The organism is Undibacterium sp. Xuan67W (assembly GCF_049340165.1).
Lineage (GTDB): Bacteria > Pseudomonadota > Gammaproteobacteria > Burkholderiales > Burkholderiaceae_D > Undibacterium.
The window spans coordinates 55141-73811 of sequence record NZ_JBMPPN010000011.1; the positions used below are offsets into that span (position 1 = coordinate 55141).

The window sequence follows — 18671 nt, forward strand, 5'->3', positions numbered from 1 at the left end:
AACAAAATTATTCATCGCAATTTACCTGTAGCAACAATCTTGATTGCAAAAAAAAGCGTTATAGCCTATTTTGCAACTTCAGTTCTTTTTAAAGGAAAATATTTCGTGAAATTGCTTACTGTACTCATGCTTAGCGCTGGCATCTTGTCCCCAGGTTTAGGATATGCCGCGACACCTGTTGAAGCTGCTCCACAAATGAAGTCTGGCCCTGTAGCCGCTGCCGTGAAAGTCACTTCGGTCGAAGGTCTGACTGAGTATCGCCTTGCCAATGGCATGCGCGTATTGTTATTTCCCGATGCGAGTAAGCCGACCTTGACGACCAATATTATTTATATGGTTGGCTCGCGTCACGAAAATTATGGCGAAACCGGGATGGCGCATTTGCTGGAACATTTATTGTTCAAGCCAAGTGCGAATTTTGGCGTGAAAAAAGGCACACGCACCCCTGTCGAGATCTTGAATTCTACTGGCGCCCAATTCAATGGCACGACCTGGTATGACCGCACTAACTACTATGCGACTTTCCCGGCGAATGAAGACAATCTGCGTCAGATGTTGGCGATGGAAGCTGACCGCATGGTGAACGCGGCCATTGATCAAAACGATCTGTGGAATCCCAAGACCAATAAAGGCGAAATGACGGTTGTACGTAATGAGTTCGAGATGGGCGAGAGCGACCCTATCGGCGTAACGACCGAGCGTATTCAAGCCGTTGCCTACGACTGGCACAACTATGGCAAATCGACGATTGGTGCGCGTTCGGATATCGAGCAAGTCAACATCCCTCGTCTGCGTGCGTTCTACAAAAATTACTATCAGCCGGATAATGCTGTATTGATGGTTGCTGGTCGTTTTGACGAAGCGAAAATCCTGAAACAAGTGAACGAATTATTTGGTCGTATTCCAAAACCAAATCGGGTGATTCAACCGACATACACCGCAGAGCCGACGCAAGATGGCGAGCGCTCAGTGACGGTACGTCGCAGCGGCGGCACTCAATTCGTCGGTGCCGGTTATCACGTAGCACCGTCAGGTCACCCTGATGCTGTCGCGCTGAATATTCTGGGGCGCATTTTAGTCGATGCACCAAGTGGCCGTCTGCATAAAGCCTTGGTCGAAACTAAGCTCGCAACGAAAGTGGATTACGAAGCTGTCAGCAATCTGGAGCCGGGCTTTCGTATCTTCGGGGCTGTAGTCGCCAAAGACGGCAACCTCGATCAGACTCAGGACGCCATGCTGAAAGTACTGGAAGATCTGAAGTCACAACCGATCACCGACGCTGAAGTCGCACGTGCCAAACAGCAGATCAATAAGTCCATCGAACTCGCTACCGCAGATACGGCGCGCCTGACAATTGCGTTGACAGAATCCATGGCAGCAGGCGACTGGCGTTTGTTCTTCTTGCAACGTGATCAGATGGAAAAAGTAGATGCTGCCGCCGTACAAGCCGCAGCGATCAAATATCTGAAACCGACAAACCGCACCCTAGGTCGTTTTATCCCGACAGATACGGCAGATCGCACGGAAGTTCCGGGCAAACCTGATGTCCTGGCGATGGTCAAAGACTACGCGGGTCGCGCTGTCGTCGCGCAAGGTGAAGCCTTTGATCCAAGCCCGGCAAATATCGAAGCGCGTACACAACGCTTCACTCTGTCTGGCGGCATGAAAGCAGCGTTGCTGTCGAAAAAAACCAAAGGTGCCACCGTCAGCGTCGTCATGCAATTACGTTTTGGTGCGGATGAAAGTTTGCGTGGTAAAGCACAGACAGGTCAGTTTGCCGCCAGCATGTTGATGAGCGGTACTGATCGTATGACACGCGAAGAAATCAAAGACGCCTTTGATAAGCTCAAAGCACAGGTCAGTATCAATGGCAACGCAGAAGGACTCAGTGCCTCCATCACGACCACGCGTGAGAACTTGCCAGCGACGCTGGATTTGCTCGGTGAGGTCTTGAAGAAGCCTTCCTTCCCTGCGAAAGAATTCCAAGAGAAGCAATTGGAAGCCATCAATCGTGCCGAGCAAAATATTCCTGAGCCACAACCACAAGCCACCAACAGCATGTCCCGCCTGATCGATGCCACACCGGCTGGTCATGTGCGCCATGTAGGTACCTTGCAAGAGCAGCTGGCCGATACCAAAGCCGTCAAGGTAGAAGACGTCAAAGCCTTCCACGCCGCATTCTATGGCGCGAATAATGCGACTTTGTCTGCAGTCGGCGACTTTGATCCGGCTGCACTAAAGGCGCAGTTAGGTAAATTGTTTGACGGATGGAAATCACCGCAAGCCTATGTCCGTATTCCAGGCGTGATGAAACCGGTTGCCGGTGCCAAGGTCGCTCTGGAGACTCCGGACAAAGCGAATAGCTTCATGCTGGCGATCCATCCATTGGCGATGAAAGATAGCGCCGATGTCTATCCTGCCTTGCTGATCGCGAATCATATGCTGGGTGGTGGTGCATTGCGCAGCCGTCTGGCTGATCGCATCCGTCAGAAAGAAGGTCTCTCCTACGGCGTCGGTTCACAATTCAGCGCACCGGCACTTGATCCGGCCGCACTCTGGCTAGCTTACGCAATCAGCGCGCCGCAAAACACAGCCAAAGTCGAAGCAGCGTTGCGTGAAGAGATTCAAAAAGCGATCAGTGATGGCTTCACCGAAGATGAATTAGCCGAAGCCAAAAAAGGCTGGAAGCAATCGGCAGAAGTTGTGCGTACTCAGGATCCGTCACTGGCACGCCGTCTGGCGAGTTATCTGACGATTGATCGCACCATGGCATTCGATAAAGATCTGGAAGCCAAAGTCGCAGCACTGACATTGGCGCAAGTCAATGAGGCCTTGCGTCAGAACCTGAAACCAGCGAACGTCTCGGTCATCAGTGCCGGTGATTTTGCCAAAGTAACGAAGGACGCTGCGGCGAAGTAATCATGTACTAGCGAGTGAGTGCGGGCATGATGTCGATGTATGCCGCTCTCTTGTTGCAAGTAGAACGATAAAAAGGCAGAACTCAGTAATGGGTTCTGCCTTTTTTATTCCTATCGATCTTGTATCAGTTTGACGTCAGATTGACGCCAGTTTCAACAGCAGTCACGCAATGTTCATGCGGGTTGTGGCGCGAAAATACTTGAAAAACCGCATCCGGATTGCGGATTCTGTTTTGAATTTGTGAGATTGATTGTGAACGCTCTTTATCCGCCAGAGTAACCAACGTTACGTTGCTTTCCATCTTCTACTAAGATGACCTGAGTATGAGTTAGTATAGTTTGTTGAATTTCCTGATTTACAGTCGTGTTTCGTTTGAATGACAAACTAAAGAGCAGTAAAGATAATATATTTAGGAAATTGATTAATCTATTCGTTACAAAGGAAGAGGCAAAATCCCATCTTTTCTTGCTTTTATAACTGGAACTAAAATGTAGCCCGGATTTTTTCCAAAATTTGGAGCAGCTTCGTTATATTTTTTACCGCCCTCATTAATTGCTGCAATAAAAGATCCCCAACTTTGTTTCATATGGACGTCCGATCCTAGCATCCGGGCAAAATTTTCTCCACCTGGAGTTGGGCCTTTCTGATAAAAAGGATTATTTGGATTGTTAATCATCGTAGTCTCAAGAAAAATTGGATGTTGTTGTTGTTTATCGACGAAAAACCCAAGAAATGCATGGCCAGGAATTAACACAATTATCGGTTCAATTCCTATTTTTCTAAGAATGGAGGAAAAAAGTACTGTGCCATCTATACAGTTTGCTTGTGCTGTTCTTAGCGACTGAGATAGTGGTCGAATTGTTTGAGAAGAAATATTTGGCAGTTGATCCGATACTGTTGTGATACTTGAATAAGTTACTTTACTACGTTGAAATAAGTACCAAATTGCCCATACTTGTTGCATCACGTCTTGCTCTGTTCCTTGAGTGCCAGTCCAGTTTTTCACTGGAATTGCTGGAATATTGAGTGCAGCTCTCAGGACATTATCAATGGCAGGATGATTTTCATTTACGTACGCAGCTATATAAGTTGAGTAGTCTTGGCATTTTGATGGTTCTTTGCACGACTTGAGGGGCGCATCTGTAATAGCTCTTATTCTAAGTGGCTTTTTTTCTTCCCTATCTAAGGCGCCATTTATATAAACACGAAAAATAATTTCACTAGACTGTGGTTGTAAAATTTTAGTCAGTCGATCCTGTGAGAAAGACAATCTTGGTGCTATTACTTTTGGTTCACTTGAGGTGGATGTTGAGGATTCTAACTCACCAGAAATTCCAATTTCTGGTATCGCAATCTCCACTTTTACTTTGCTGCCAATCGGTAAATTTGTGATTTTCACAGCAAAAGAGCTTGAATTCAAATACCCATAAGCTTGATTGTTGTCTATTGGGCCTTTTGAATCTTTCCCCGCTGAGGAAATTGCAAACGACGGGAAAAAAGTTCCAGGGAAGCGAAATTCTGAAGTCCATGTAGTGGATTGGGCGTGGGCAAGTAACGGTGAAAATCCTGAAACAATAAATACCGCTATTGAAATAAGTTTTTGAAATTTTAATTCATACATTTTTTTGATCATCCAATCTATTTGGCGTAGATATGCAAGTTTCTGATTTTTGTTTGAATAAGATATATAAAAATTATCTCGGTTGTAGATTAGGCAGCTCAGGGGAGTTTGGATAATTCTGATCTGTTTGGTGTCGGTTGTTTGTTACGCAAGTGACACTAAAATGCGGCCTCTTAATTCGATATCGGTCGGACAAATAGTAAAATAAAACGCGCATATCTCTATGCAGCTCCTGACGATTTTTTGCTCCGAGATATGTATTGATATTGCGGATTCCGTTTTGGAGACTTCAAACTAAGGCAGCAAATTACACCAGCCTTTGCCAGATCGCCGTAGTCGCCGCAGCTTGGTTCAGCGAGTAGAAATGCAGACCCGGTGCGCCACCCGCCAGCAGTCGTTCGCAGAGCTGTGTGACGACGTCCAAACCAAACGCTTTAATCGAGGCAGCGTCGTCACCGAAGCTAGCTAGTTTTAAACGAACCCAGCGCGGAATTTCTGCGCCACACATTTCTGAGAAGCGCATTAATTGACTGCTGTTGGTGATGGGCATGATGCCGGCCACGATAGGAGCGGTGACGCCTGCTTTTTGAGCAAGTTCGACAAACTGAAAATAGGCGTCAGCGTTATAAAAATATTGAGTGATAGCCGCGTTGGCGCCGGCATTCATTTTACGTACGAAGCTGTGCAAGTCGTCTTGTGGCGAGCGTGCTTGCGGATGCATTTCTGGATAGGCGGCGACTTCGATATGGAACCAGTCACCGGTTTCAGCGCGGATAAATTCGACTAATTCATTTGCATAACGGAATTCGCCCGCTGCGCCGTAACCGCTGGGCAAATCACCGCGTAGGGCGACTAGGCGATGAATGTCGTGAGCCTGATATTGCTTGAGGATGTCACGGATCGATTCACGTGTGCCGCCGACGCAGGACAGGTGCGGTGCCGCGGCATAACCTTCTTTACGGATCTCGACGACGGTATCCAGAGTTCCTTGCTGTGTCGTACCGCCAGCACCGAAGGTGACTGAAAAATACTTCGGTTGCAGTTCGGCGAGCTTGGCACGGGTGACGCGCAATTTTTCTGCGCCTTCTGCAGTTTTTGGCGGGAAAAATTCAATGCTGAAATTATGGGAAGACATTATTTTTGCAGAAGTAAAGTTGAGAGCGTCCAGGAGATCACGCTATAGAGCAAAGCACCACCGACGGCGGCCCAGAATCCGGCGACATGAAATCCGTTGACCATGTTAGCGACTGCCCAGAACATCAGACCGTTGATCACGAAGATGAAGAGTCCCATCGAAATAACCGTGACAGGAAGCGTCAGAATCACGAGGATAGGACGGATGATGGTATTCACAAAACCCAGCACCAAGGCAACAACCAGAGCGGTAGCGAAGCTGTCGATAGACACAGAATGCATGAGGTAGGGTAGGGCGAGTAAGGCAAGGCCGTTAATGATCCAAGTGGCTAGCAGACGCATGGGTTCTCCAGTTGAGATGATGTGAGGTGCACATAATACCGCAGTGTAAAACCCCTCCTCAATAAATTGAGGAGGGGCTGCGTTCAACGTAATGCTAGAGATTAATACCAGAGATTAATAACGATATTGCTCTGGCTTGTAAGGGCCATTTTTGCTGACACCGATATACGCTGCTTGTTCATCTGTCAGTTCGCTTAACTGGGCATTGAGTTTTTTCAATTGCAGGCGAGCGACTTTTTCGTCCAGATGTTTTGGCAATGTGTAGACGCCGACTGGGTATTTGTCATTGTTGATGAATAGTTCGATTTGCGCGATGGTTTGATTCGCGAAAGACGAGCTCATCACATAGGATGGGTGACCGGTGCCGCAACCCAGATTGACCAGACGACCTTCTGCAAGCAAGATAATGCGTTTGCCGTCTGGGAAGATCACGTGATCGACTTGCGGCTTGATGTTTTCCCAGGTGTATTGCTTCAGTGCGGCGACGTCGATTTCATTATCGAAGTGACCGATGTTGCAGACGATTGCCTGGTCTTTCATCTTCAGCATGTGGGCATGGCTGATAACGTGGTAATTGCCTGTTGTCGTCACGAAAATGTCGCCGTGTTCCGCTGCATATTCCATGGTCACAACGCGATAGCCTTCCATCGCGGCCTGCAATGCGCAGATAGGATCGATTTCTGTTACCCAGACTTGCGCAGACAGGGCACGCATTGCTTGTGCTGAACCTTTACCTACATCACCATAGCCAGCGATCACGGCTACTTTACCGGCGATCATGACGTCGGTTGCGCGCTTGATGCCATCGACTAAAGATTCACGGCAACCATACAGATTGTCGAACTTGGATTTAGTGACGGAATCATTGACGTTGATCGCTGGGAAGGCGAGTTTGCCTTCTTTGTGCATCTGGTACAAACGATGTACGCCGGTAGTCGTTTCTTCGGTCACGCCTTTGATGGCGGCCAGACGTTTGGAGTACCAGGTCGGGTCAGTTGCAAGCTTTGATTTGATCGCATTGAAGAGGCAGATTTCTTCTTCTGAGCCCGGATTTGCCAGAACAGAAATATCTTTCTCTGCACGTGTGCCGAGGTGCAACAACAATGTTGCGTCGCCGCCGTCATCCAAAATCATGTTGGAATAACCACCGTCGGTCCATTCAAAAATACGGTGTGTGAAATCCCAATATTCATCCAGGTTTTCACCTTTGAATGCGAATACTGGTGTGCCGCCCGCAGCGATTGCCGCAGCCGCATGATCCTGCGTGGAGTAGATATTGCAGGAGGCCCAGCGTACTTGTGCGCCGAGTGCGTTCAGCGTTTCGATCAGTACCGCAGTCTGGATCGTCATGTGCAAGGAGCCGGTAATGCGGGCGCCTTTTAACGGTTGGCTGGCAGCGAATTCTTCACGAATTGCCATCAGACCTGGCATTTCTGTTTCTGCGATCTGGATTTCTTTACGACCCCAGCTGGCTAAGCTGATATCGGCGACGAAAAAGTCTTGGGAAGTTTTTGCTGCTGTAGGTGCAGTGGTGGTAGCGGTAGTCATGGCAGTGGCGTTCATCACGCCCTCCTTTCAAAGTGAAAAAAGTAACGTGAGCGCGGTTGCGGTGTTAATCATCCGAGCCTGGCGAAATAGCTTGATTTCGTCGCAACGCTCCTCGGATTAAATCAATTATAGCGCAAATGCATGCTGAAATTCATCACTTTAATTCACGGCACTGGCGCTGTTAGCGGTTCATCGTGGCCACTTAGTGTCAAGCTGGCAAGCAATGAATCATCAAAAATCAATGAAGTTTTGGTGCTATATTGGTACGTGTAATTTATATTCCTGAATGTGAAGGTGCGTCGATGTCCCACACTAGCCCTACGCTGAATCCGCCTGGCACCACATTTGTTGCGCGCTGGTTATGGCCTTTACGTTTTCTGCTAATCCTGACAATTCCTCTATCCTTGTTTGACGCGCTGCGTTTCGGCCAGGCAAGTCAAATGCCGAATTTGTTCGCATTCTGGCCCGTCTTTGTGATGTATGGCATTTTGACGGCGATTGATTATCTGGTCGGTAAAGATACTTCTCAACCCGCTGAGAATGTGCGGACGATTTCCTTGTACCGGTGGATTGCACTCGCAGCTTTGCCTGTGCAGCTTTTGTCGTTGTGGTGGGGGCTGCTTGTATTTACGACGGCGAATTTTAATTGGATAGGACAGGCGGGCTGGATTCTGTCTGTCGGTGCGGTATCTGGCACGCTGGCGATTACGGTGGCGCATGAGTTGATACACAAGCCGACTCGGCTGGAGCAATGGGTTGGCGGTGTCTTGCTTTCTTCGGTGTGCTACGGGGGCTTTAAGATCGAACACGTGTATGGACATCATGTAAATGTCTCGACCCCGCTTGATGCATCCTCCGCGAAACTGGGCCAGACTGTCTACACATTTATTCCTCAGGCAGTGTGGCACAACATGCGTAATGCATGGCGGCTAGAGGCAAAACGACTCAAGAAGCGCGAATTTCCGTGGTGGCGTAATGAGGTCTTGTTATGGTCAATGAGTTCGGTATTGTTTGCGCTCGTTGCTTTTGCCTTCTTTGGCTGGGTTGGTGTGGTATTTTTTATTGGCCAGTCGATAGTGGCTTTTTGCGAGCTGGAGGCAATTAATTATGTTGAACACTATGGCTTGACCAGGCAGCGTACCGAGAATGGTTATGAGCGCGTCCGGCCAGAGCATTCTTGGAATTCGAGCTACCGGCTGATGAATTGGTTTTTGATGAATCTGGCACGGCATTCTGATCATCATTCGTATGCGTCCCGACGCTATCAGGAATTGCGGCATTTTGAAGATGCGCCGCAGTTGCCCGGCGGGTATGGCGCGATGGTGATGCTGTCTTTTTGCCCGCCGTTGTGGTTCCGGATTATTCATCCGCGCATCCCTCCCCATGTGCGGCAGACTAAGTAACTTGTAGTGCTGTGAAAAATAAAAGAGCAAGTTCCGGAAGGAAGTTGCTCTTTTTATTTGCCCCGCTGGTTTGGCGGGGCTTATTTGTTTGCTCTTTTTTATCTAAATTATCGATACAGTCTAATGACCTTCAAAATCGCAGACCGTATACACCGGTAAGCCACTTTCTTTAATCAATTTTGAGCCGCCTAGCTCTGGCAAGTCGACGATGACGGCACCTTCGACGACCGTTGCACCCAAACGCTCCAGCAATTTTTTGCCGGCCATCATGGTGCCACCCGTAGCGATCAGATCGTCGATGAGGACGACGCGATCACCTGCTTTGCAGGCGTCAGAGTGCAGCTCTACCGTTGCACTGCCATATTCCAGTTCATATTGTTCAGAGACCGTATGAAACGGTAACTTGCCCTTTTTACGGATAGGGACAAAACCGAGATTGAGTTCGTAGGCGACCACGGAACCAATGATGAATCCGCGTGCATCGAGGCCTGCGACGACATCGAGTTTGGCATCCATATAGCGATGGACAAACATATCGATCAGGACACGGAACACTTTGGGATTTTGCAGTAATGGCGTGATGTCACGGAACATGACGCCTTGTTGCGGCCAGTTCTCCACAGTACGGATATGTTCTTTAATGTAGTCGGATGGATTGAACATCACAGCTTGTCCTTGAAGGTATTGATTATATTGAATTGATTCATCCTGATATGTTTGATCAGAGTGTCAATCGTTTAGAACGAACTTTCAGAAAACTCCCCCGTGGCCTTATCTCTGCCTGCTGGGCCGTATCTATATATGTTCTGTCAGTTATTTATAGTCAGTTAAAGAAGCTCTGGGTTGTGGCTTCTAAAAGACAACCCGCTATTTTAACAGCCTCAGCTCGGCTCTTGCGACTGCTTCTGCTGTACCCCTTACTACAACGACATCAGCTTCCTGCAAGATGATTTCTCTGCTTTGATCGAGGCGATTGGTGCCGCGTCTGACGGCAGAGACGTCCACATCCAGATTCGCCAGTTCTAATTCGTTGAGTGTTTTGCCGATGGCCTTGGCACGTTCGGTCAGGAACACGGTATGCAAACGGATTTGCATGTTTTCCGGACCATCCGCCAGATCGCTGGCACCGTGGAAAAATCCGCGCAGGGATTCATAGCGCTCATCCCTGGCAGCCTGAACACGATGCACTACGCGACGCAGCGGCACGCCAAGCTGCACCAGCGCGTGGGATGCGAGCATCAGGCTGCCTTCCATTAATTCTGGTACGACTTCCGTCGCGCCGGCTTCACGTAATTTATTCAGATCCGTATCATCATGACTGCGCACGATCACTGGCAGACTGGGGTTGAGTTCTTGTACCAGGTGCAGGATTTTTAGCGCTGACGGTGTGTCGGTATAGGTCACCACTAAAGCTGCTGCCCGTTTAATACCTGCGGCTACCAGACTCTCGCGTCGTCCGGCATCACCATAAGACACGTTGGCACCTGCGGCCTGGGCTTCGCGGATGCGATCTGGATCAAGATCGAGTGCATGGTAATCAAATTTTTCTTCTGCCAATAAGCGCGCCAGACTCTGACCGCTACGGCCGAAGCCGGCAATGATCACATGTTTTTTTGTGCTCATGCTGCGTGAGGCGATTTGGGTCAGCGCCAGTGACTGCATCATCCATTCATTGGCAGAGAGCTTCATTACGATGGCATCAGATTTCGCCAGAATGAAGGGCGACGCCAGCATTGACAGCACCATTGAGGCAAGGATTAGCTGAACCAGCAACGGGTCAATCATATGCAGGCCGCCCGCCTGATTTAATAGGACAAAACCAAACTCGCCCGCTTGTGCAAGACCAAGCCCAGTCCGGAGTGCCACACTGGTCGTGCCGCCGAATAACCTTGCCAGCCCGGCGATCAGGGCAAATTTGAGTAGCACCGGGCCGATGAGCAGTATGCTGACCAGCCCTAGATGTTCTGATACCAGGCGCAGGTTCAGCAACATGCCTATCGTAATAAAAAACAGGCCAAGTAAAACATCACGGAAAGGTTTGATATCTTCCTCGACCTGATGTTTGTATTCTGTCTCAGAAATCAGCATCCCGGCAACGAAGGCGCCAAGCGCCATTGAGAGTCCCGCGTGCTCAGTCAGCCAGGCCGCACCGAGCGTAATCAGCAAGAGATTCAGCATGAACAGTTCTTGTGAGCGGCGCTTCACCACGACGCTGAACCAGCTCCGGATTATTTTTTGACCCAGATACAGTAGTAGAAACAGGATCAGTGCGGCTTTGCCACTAGCCCATGCCAGAGTTTCGATCAGGTCGCCCGATTTGGATGCCAGAGCCGGTACAAGAATTAACAGAGGGACAACAGCCAGATCCTGAAATAACAGGACGCTGATGATTTTTCTGCCGTGCGGGCTTTCCAGCTCCAGTTTTTCCGTGAGCATTTTGGACACAATGGCCGTCGATGACATCGCTAGGGCGCCACCCAGCGCAAATGCTGCTTCCCAGCCGATGTGAAAATAATGCGGCAGCCAGTAGCTCGCTGCCAGGCCAAAGCCGATACTGGTTGCGATGGTGAGGACGACCTGCGCCAGCCCAAGTCCAAATACGGTATTGCGCATTGACATTAGTTTGGACAGAGAAAATTCCAAACCGATAGAAAACATCAAAAACACTACGCCGAACTCAGCGAGTTCTTCTGTGGTTTTGCTATTTTGTGCCAGACCTAATCCAAATGGACCGATGAGGATGCCAACCACCAGATAACCTAACATGGGAGGTAATTGCAGCATGCGGAAAGCAACTACCCCAAGAACGGATGCTGCCAGCAAAAGTAGTGTGATATCCAGTGCATTCATGGTGACTATTATTGCTTAGTTGTTCAAAAAAACGAACAATATTCACCTTCCAGCAACTTTATCTGGACTCAATTAACTGGCAGAGTTTTTGCTTACTCAATTTCGTTTATACTTTGGGAATGAGTACTTCTAAGCTTATTTCCTCCCCCGTCGCTCCAGAAGCGGCAACAAGCCGGGCATTGCAACTGGCCTGTGAAACCCTGCAAATTGAAGCCGACGCGATACAGGCAATGCAGGCCAGGCTGTCTGATGATCATGGCGCTGCTTTTGCTGTGGCAACACAACTGCTGCTGCATTGCCAGGGGCGTGTGGTTGTCTCCGGTATCGGTAAATCTGGCCATATTGCGCGTAAGATCGCTGCCACTTTTGCGTCTACCGGCACGCCCGCCTTGTTTGTGCATCCGGCAGAAGCTGCGCACGGCGATCTGGGCATGATCACGCCACAAGATGTCTTTATCGGTATTTCGTATTCGGGCGAGGCGTCTGAATTGATGTCGATTTTGCCCATTATCAAACGCCTGGGTGTCAAACTGATCACGATGACGGGTAATCCGGCCTCTAGTCTGGCGAATCTCGCTGATGTGCACCTGAATGTCTGGGTCGCGAAAGAAGCCTGCCCCCTAAATCTAGCTCCGACTGCCAGTACGACGGTCACTCTGGCGCTTGGCGACGCTCTGGCGGTCGCGGTACTCGATGCGCGCGGTTTCCGCGAAGAGGATTTCGCCCGCTCTCATCCCGGCGGCGCTCTAGGCCGGCGGCTGCTGACACATGTGCGTGATGTGATGCGTACCGGAGATGCCATTCCTCAAGTGTCACCGGATACCAGATTAACAACAGCATTGCTGGAGATTACTAAAAAAGGCATGGCGATGACGGCCGTGGTCGATCAGGATCAGCGGGTTGTCGGTGTGTTCACCGACGGTGACCTGCGTCGTTTGATGGAGACTGTGCAGGACTTTTCAAAAATCAGCATTGCTGATGTCATGCATAAAAATCCTCGCAGTATTCGTGCCGAACAACTGGCCGTCGAAGCGGTCGAAGTCATGGAAACACATAGAATTAACCAATTACTGGTTGCCGACGAGAGTGGCAAATTAGTGGGCGCTTTACATATCCATGATTTGACCCGGGCCAAGGTGATTTGATGAGTCACGCACGACATTCCACAGAAAATGCGGTTGCCAAAGCGTCGGCAGTGAAGCTGATGATTTTTGATGTTGATGGTATTTTGACCGACGGCAGCCTGCATTTTGGTCCCGACGGTGAAGTCATGAAGACCTTTAATGTCCTTGACGGGCAGGGCATCAAGTTATTGCAACAGGCCGGGATCCACACCGCGATAATCAGTGCACGACAGTCCGCCATCGTCGCGAGGCGTGCTGCTGATCTTGGGATCACGCATGTTAAGCAAGGTATGCACGACAAAAAGACGGCGTTTCTGGAGTTGATTTCTGAGTTGAATCTGTCACCGGAGCACTGTGGTTTTATTGGCGACGATGTCATCGATCTGCCCGTGTTGACTAGAGTTGGCTTTGCTGCCAGTGTGCCGAACGGGCATGACGAGGTCAGAGCAAGGGTTCACCATGTGACAAAAGCGACTGGCGGTGCTGGCGCGGCGCGTGAAATTTGCGATTTCATTTTACGTGCACAAGATAAATACGAATCAGCACTGGCGACTTATCTCACATGAAATATGCATTTTCCTTAGACCGTTTTCGTATCTGGCTGGCTGTTGCTGTGCTGGCGATGATTGCGCTTGGCAGTTTCTGGGTATTAGAGGTATTGCGGCGAAATGATGATGAGGGCAATTCGCGTTCTTCGGCCCGGAGTGAGCCTGATTATTATGTAGAGAAATTTAATTTCATTAAATTATCGAACGATGGACAGGCAAATTTCCACGTCGCAGGTGACCGGTTGACGCATCATCCTCGTTACGATAACTTTGAAATTCAACAGCCACGTATTAACAGCTTTGACGAAGACAAAACCCCGGTCACAATTCGGGCGGATAAGGCAGTTGTTGAGCAAAAAAACTCGCAAGGACAAGCATCACAGCAGACGCCGAGAGAGAGTGATGAAATTCATTTGTATGGCAACGTGAATATAGAGCGCCCCGATAGTGCAACGGCAAAATTCATGCGATTGCAAACCGAATATCTGTTGCTGCTACCGGATGTGAATACGATGAAGACGGATAAAGCCGTCGCCTTATACACAGAAAGATCAGAGACGCATGCGATTGGCATGATCGCGAACAATGCGACACAGGAAGTGCAGTTGCTCAGCAAAGTTCACATGCTCATCGATCGTCCGCATTCTAAGCGGACATCAACTAACTAATCACGATGGAGAGCAAATAATGCGCTTTCAATATAAAGAAATGAGATGCCTGAGTCATTGTGCCATGCTGGTGATCGGCATTTTTTTCATGCCACCTGCAGCATTTGCGGAAAAGGCTGATAGCTTGAAGAAGACAGCAATCAGCGCTGAACACCTGACTTCAGACGGGAAAAAAAGTACCTCAACGCTGCTTGGCGAAGTCATTCTGGTACGCGGTACGTTGCTGGTAAAAGCCGATCGTGCCGTTGTGACAGAGGCAGCTGACGGACACCAGACATCGGTTCTGTATGCCAATGCTGGCGGTCGTGTGTCGTTCCGTCAAAAGCGCGATGGTGGCCCTGATTTATGGGTTGACGGCTATGCCGATAGAGTTGAATACGACGATAGATCCGAGTTGGTGAAATTTATTTCCAAGGCGAAGATTCGCTATCTGGACGGTAAAAATGTAACCCAGGAACAGGAGGGCGAATACCTCTCCTACGATAGCATCAATGATGTCTTCGTTGCGACTAACAGCTCGTCTGGAAAACAAGTCCCTGGCGGTGGTCGTGTTACTTTGATTTTAGAACCTAAAGCCGATAAGCAAACCAAAGAATAAGATGAGCACTTTATTGATCAAAGGTTTGCAAAAGCGTTACGGTGCGCGCCAGGTAGTGCGCGATGTGTCGCTTGAAGTAAAGAGTGGTGACGTTGTCGGTCTGCTAGGACCGAACGGTGCGGGCAAAACCACATCGTTTTATATGATCGTCGGACTGGTCCCCTCTGATGCCGGTGAGATCAATGTGGATGGTGTGGATATCTCCCGCTTGCCGATCCATCAACGTGCCGTTCTCGGCTTATCATATTTGCCGCAAGAGGCATCGGTATTTCGTAAACTGACGGTCGAGGACAATATCCGTGCGGTGCTGGAGTTGCAAAAGGATGAGCAGGGCAAGTTTCTGAATTCAGCCGAAATTGAGAAACGTCTGGATACATTGCTGGCCGATTTGCAGATTGAGGGCATACGTGAGAATCAGGCGCTTTCGTTGTCTGGCGGTGAACGTCGCCGGGTAGAAATTGCCCGGGCACTGGCAACGAATCCTCGCTTTGTGTTGCTGGATGAGCCCTTTGCAGGTGTTGATCCGATTGCGGTGATTGAGATTCAGCGCATCGTACGCTTCCTGAAAGAACGCGGTATTGGTGTGCTGATTACCGATCATAATGTGCGCGAAACTCTGGGCATTTGCGATCACGCTTACATCATCAATCAAGGTGCGGTGCTGGCGAGTGGCAAGCCGGAAGATATCATCACGAATGAATCCGTACGCAGGGTTTATCTGGGAGAGCATTTCCGCATGTAGCGGGAAGCGAGATGATGATGAAACAAAGCCTGCAACTACGTACCTCACAACACCTAGCGCTTACGCCGCAATTGCAGCAATCAATTCGTCTTTTGCAGTTATCCACGCTGGAATTACATCAGGAGCTGGAAAATCTATTAACTGATAATCCCATGTTAGAGCGGGTTGATGACCCCATGGATAATGCAGTGCGATTGCTGGCCGATGGCGCAATTAGCACGACAAGCAATAATTCAGAATCTGAATTTGCAGTACAGGAAGTCGGTGCCGAGACTACCGCTCCAGTTGCTGACAGCAGTGATAACACGGAAGTTGCTTCATCTGCGGATAGCACCAGCGCCAACGAAGAAGAGTGGAGCTTTGATGATGTGCCGCTAGGCAGTAAGTCCTCAGAGGAAGAAGATGGACGTCCGCAATTAGAAGCTGCGCAAACCAGTTTGCGCGATCATTTGCTGGAACAGATGCGGCTGAATATTCGCGAACCGCGTGATCGTGCTTTAATTGAACTGATGATTGATGCGCTGGATCCCAGTGGTTATCTCATGGAGACCTTGGATGAAATTCATGCGAGTTTGCCACTTGAACTATGTGTAGAACCAGAGGAATTATCTTTCGCATTAACGATGCTGCAAAGCTTTGATCCTGCCGGGGTTGGTGCGCGCACCCCATCGGAATGTCTGGCTCTGCAAATCAAACGCTTACCTAAGATTCCCTTCGTAACGCGTCGCCTGGCGCTGAAGATTGTTGAAGAACACATCACGTTGTTTGCACAGCGAGATTTCAATAAACTGAAAAAAATTCTCAATTGTGATGATGAAGATTTGCGCGAGGCGCAGGTAGTGATTCGCCAGTGTAATCCTAAGCCAGGTGCGGATTTTGCAGCGGCTTCATCAGACTATGTCGTCCCTGATGTAATTGTCAGAAAATCAGCGAACGGCTGGCAGGTTTTGCTGAATCAGGATGTCATGCCCAAGCTCCGCGTCAATAGTATGTATGCCAACATCATGAAACAAAATCGTGGTGACGGGACGATGGGATCGCAGTTGCAGGAGGCGCGCTGGCTGATCAAAAACATGCGACAACGCTTCGATACCATCTTGCGCGTTGCACAAGCGATAGTTGAAAGACAACGTAATTTTTTCACCCATGGTGCGGTTGCGATGCGCCCTCTTGTTTTGCGCGAAATTGCTGATACACTAGGTTTACACGAGAGTACTATTTCTCGTGTAACGACTCAGAAATACATGCTTACCCCGCATGGTATGTTTGAGTTGAAATATTTCTTCGGTAGCCATGTCGCGACGGAAACGGGGGGAGAAGCATCTTCCACCGCGATACGTGCACTCATCAAGCAGTTGATAGGAGCAGAAGACCAGAAAAGCCCACTCTCTGATAGCAAAATTGCAGACATGCTGGGTGAACAAGGCATGGTCATTGCGCGACGCACTGTTGCCAAATACCGTGAAGCCCTAAAAATTCCTCCAGTAAGCCTGCGCAAATCCTTGTAATGAACACCTGTAATTTAGTCTTGTAACTAAGCCTTGAAATTACGTTTTGTATTGCTATATATAATTTAGCTCGATGCATCAGAGCAAATGCTGAAGAAATTTATAGCGAGTAACATCACCATAGGAGCGTAGTATGAATCTCACCATCAGTGGACATCACCTCGAAGTAACTCCTGCAATACGTGAACATGTACAAAACAAGCTTGAGCGCATCAGGCGACACTTCGATCAAGTCATTGATATCGCCGTCATTCTGACGGTAGACAAGCTCCGGGAAAAGGAAAAACGGCATAAAGCAGACATCAATCTGCACATCAGTGGTAAAGATATCCACGTAGAAAGCCTGGCACACGACCTCTACGCTGCGATCGACCTCCTCATCGATAAACTGGACAGACAAGTCATCAAACACAAAGACAAAATTCAAGATCATCAGCACGACGCCATCAAACATCTGCCAGACCCGGCGTCGGTGTGAGTCATCAAGTCCGGTGTTCGTAGCCGGTACAATAAAAAGGACGCGTCAAGCGTCCTTTTTCGTTGGATACACGTTGAGTACACAAAACGAACGGTGGCTTATAACCATCGACATCGAATCCACAGGCTGGATGCGGCTTCCAGAAGCTTTTTGCCCCAGAAACCCCACGGGATATGCGGATTGGGTTTTGTTAACGTCTAAAAACTCTTTAACCGATATGTCATGGAATCGCTTACTCCTACATTTTCTCAGTGTCTCTGTGGTGAGAGGTCTTAGTTTTTGCGTAAATCCTAATGATATAGAGATTGTTTATACGGCTAACTTCTGCCCGTGAAACCGATAGTGTTCCTGGGTAAATAAATCGATCCCGCATTGCAGGTTCTCTACCCAGTCCAGAAAAGCATGAATTGCTTCTCGCCCGACGAAATAACGTCCGTGCTGCGGTACCATCATCGCAATATCCATACTTCTGACCATGTTTGCCCACAAACGGCAGACTTTATTTGACACCATGTAACGTTGATGAAACCCCCGCATGGCTGGTAACTGATCTAAAAATTCCTCCTTTGTCGTGATGGGTTGACTGACATCACGTGCGTCTACCATTGATGCCCCCATATCACCTGAGAACAAGATTTTGGAGCGGCTATCGTAGAACTGAAAGTTACCTTCGGCATGCAAGAAATGTGCGGGAACAGCATGAATAGTCGTAACACCCATAGGAATAGGCATACCTTCGTCCGGGATGCCGACAATTCTGCCGTCTGAGCGGTTCAGATTGCAAAAATGCGGTACAAAACGCGACCATAGCTGCGATACATAGAGCTGGCATTCCGTACTGAACAACCACTTATCCAGAGCGCCGATGATGTCCGGATCCTGATGTGATGCAAAAAGGTATTTGAGATTTTTCTTGGGTAAATAGCGTTGCACCGCTAATACCAGGCTGTTATAGGTAATATTGCCAGACGGATCAAGCAGGGCACCTTGTCCGTCTGACACAATCAAAAATTGGTTCGCTTGTACCGCGTTATCGCCGGCATCCTTGACGAGATCATTGAATATCAGACAGATGTGATGAGCGTCTTTATATAATTCTATGGCCACTACGATCTCCAGAGGGAATAGATATTTTCCATCGGGCAATTGTAGTGGGCGAGGGCTCTCTGGAATTGCGTTAGATCAGTA

General features: G+C 48.9%; 17 protein-coding genes and 1 riboswitch. Of the genes, 9 read left to right on the plus strand and 8 right to left on the minus strand.

Annotated elements, in window-relative coordinates; all coding sequences use genetic code 11:
• Positions 1 to 105: 105 nt before the first annotated feature.
• Positions 106 to 2919 (plus strand): M16 family metallopeptidase, encoded by a 2814-nt coding sequence (locus ACO0LE_RS11610; protein ID WP_422960515.1) that lies wholly within the window; start codon positions 106 to 108, stop codon positions 2917 to 2919.
• Between the two features lie 124 nt (positions 2920 to 3043).
• On the opposite strand, the gene ACO0LE_RS11615 is transcribed toward ACO0LE_RS11610, so the two are convergent.
• The 5 genes from ACO0LE_RS11615 to ahcY form a co-directional block, all read right to left on the minus strand.
• Entirely contained in the window at positions 3044 to 3220 is a 177-nt protein-coding gene (locus tag ACO0LE_RS11615; RefSeq protein WP_422960516.1) for a hypothetical protein, read from the minus strand.
• Between the two features lie 132 nt (positions 3221 to 3352).
• Positions 3353 to 4552 (minus strand): hypothetical protein, encoded by a 1200-nt coding sequence (locus tag ACO0LE_RS11620; RefSeq protein WP_422960517.1) that lies wholly within the window; start codon positions 4550 to 4552, stop codon positions 3353 to 3355.
• 295 nt (positions 4553 to 4847) lie between these two features.
• Positions 4848 to 5675, minus strand: a complete 828-nt coding sequence (metF, locus tag ACO0LE_RS11625) for a methylenetetrahydrofolate reductase [NAD(P)H] (protein ID WP_422960518.1) — start codon at positions 5673 to 5675, stop codon at positions 4848 to 4850.
• Positions 5675 to 6016 carry a phage holin family protein gene (locus ACO0LE_RS11630; RefSeq protein WP_422955805.1) on the minus strand — a complete coding sequence of 114 codons (342 nt, stop codon included), beginning with the start codon at positions 6014 to 6016 and terminating at the stop codon, positions 5675 to 5677. Before ACO0LE_RS11630 ends, metF begins: the two co-directional genes overlap by 1 nt.
• A 114-nt stretch (positions 6017 to 6130) precedes the next feature.
• The gene (gene ahcY, locus ACO0LE_RS11635) at positions 6131 to 7579 is read right to left on the minus strand and encodes an adenosylhomocysteinase (RefSeq protein ID WP_422960519.1); all 1449 of its coding nucleotides are present in this window, start codon (positions 7577 to 7579) and stop codon (positions 6131 to 6133) included.
• A gap of 26 nt (positions 7580 to 7605) precedes the next feature.
• Positions 7606 to 7684: riboswitch (S-adenosyl-L-homocysteine riboswitch) on the minus strand.
• Positions 7685 to 7866: 182 nt separating this feature from the next.
• Here ahcY and ACO0LE_RS11640 point away from each other — a divergent pair.
• Complete coding sequence (locus tag ACO0LE_RS11640; protein ID WP_422960520.1) at positions 7867 to 8967, plus strand: alkane 1-monooxygenase; 1101 nt, start codon at positions 7867 to 7869, stop codon at positions 8965 to 8967.
• A gap of 120 nt (positions 8968 to 9087) precedes the next feature.
• Here the strand turns inward: ACO0LE_RS11640 and ACO0LE_RS11645 are convergent, their stop codons facing one another.
• Both ACO0LE_RS11645 and ACO0LE_RS11650 read right to left on the minus strand, forming a co-directional pair.
• Entirely contained in the window at positions 9088 to 9630 is a 543-nt protein-coding gene (locus tag ACO0LE_RS11645; RefSeq protein ID WP_422960521.1) for an adenine phosphoribosyltransferase, read from the minus strand.
• A gap of 204 nt (positions 9631 to 9834) precedes the next feature.
• Positions 9835 to 11817: a monovalent cation:proton antiporter-2 (CPA2) family protein gene (locus ACO0LE_RS11650; RefSeq protein ID WP_422960522.1), complete on the minus strand. Its 1983-nt coding sequence runs from the start codon at positions 11815 to 11817 to the stop codon at positions 9835 to 9837.
• 119 nt (positions 11818 to 11936) lie between these two features.
• On the opposite strand from ACO0LE_RS11650, the gene ACO0LE_RS11655 reads away from it, so the two are divergent.
• The 7 genes from ACO0LE_RS11655 (at position 11937) to hpf (ending at position 17483) form a co-directional block, all read left to right on the plus strand.
• Positions 11937 to 12962 carry a KpsF/GutQ family sugar-phosphate isomerase gene (locus ACO0LE_RS11655; RefSeq protein ID WP_422960523.1) on the plus strand — a complete coding sequence of 342 codons (1026 nt, stop codon included), beginning with the start codon at positions 11937 to 11939 and terminating at the stop codon, positions 12960 to 12962.
• Positions 12962 to 13507, plus strand: coding sequence for a KdsC family phosphatase (locus ACO0LE_RS11660; RefSeq protein ID WP_422960524.1), 546 nt, complete (start codon positions 12962 to 12964; stop codon positions 13505 to 13507). The genes ACO0LE_RS11655 and ACO0LE_RS11660 overlap by 1 nt, the downstream gene beginning before the upstream one ends.
• Positions 13504 to 14157, plus strand: coding sequence for an LPS export ABC transporter periplasmic protein LptC (lptC, locus tag ACO0LE_RS11665; protein ID WP_422960525.1), 654 nt, complete (start codon positions 13504 to 13506; stop codon positions 14155 to 14157). The genes ACO0LE_RS11660 and lptC overlap by 4 nt, the downstream gene beginning before the upstream one ends.
• A gap of 19 nt (positions 14158 to 14176) precedes the next feature.
• Positions 14177 to 14755: a lipopolysaccharide transport periplasmic protein LptA gene (gene lptA / locus ACO0LE_RS11670; protein WP_422960526.1), complete on the plus strand. Its 579-nt coding sequence runs from the start codon at positions 14177 to 14179 to the stop codon at positions 14753 to 14755.
• A 1-nt stretch (position 14756) separates the two neighbouring features.
• On the plus strand, positions 14757 to 15497 hold the full coding sequence (gene lptB / locus ACO0LE_RS11675; protein ID WP_422960527.1) for an LPS export ABC transporter ATP-binding protein: 741 nt from the start codon (positions 14757 to 14759) through the stop codon (positions 15495 to 15497).
• Between the two features lie 17 nt (positions 15498 to 15514).
• Complete coding sequence (locus ACO0LE_RS11680) at positions 15515 to 17005, plus strand: RNA polymerase factor sigma-54 (RefSeq protein WP_422960591.1); 1491 nt, start codon at positions 15515 to 15517, stop codon at positions 17003 to 17005.
• A 133-nt stretch (positions 17006 to 17138) separates the two neighbouring features.
• On the plus strand, positions 17139 to 17483 hold the full coding sequence (gene hpf / locus ACO0LE_RS11685; protein ID WP_262835086.1) for a ribosome hibernation-promoting factor, HPF/YfiA family: 345 nt from the start codon (positions 17139 to 17141) through the stop codon (positions 17481 to 17483).
• Between the two features lie 309 nt (positions 17484 to 17792).
• On the opposite strand, the gene ACO0LE_RS11690 is transcribed toward hpf, so the two are convergent.
• Positions 17793 to 18590: an MBL fold metallo-hydrolase gene (locus tag ACO0LE_RS11690; protein WP_422960528.1), complete on the minus strand. Its 798-nt coding sequence runs from the start codon at positions 18588 to 18590 to the stop codon at positions 17793 to 17795.
• Between the last annotated feature and the right edge of the window lie 81 nt (positions 18591 to 18671).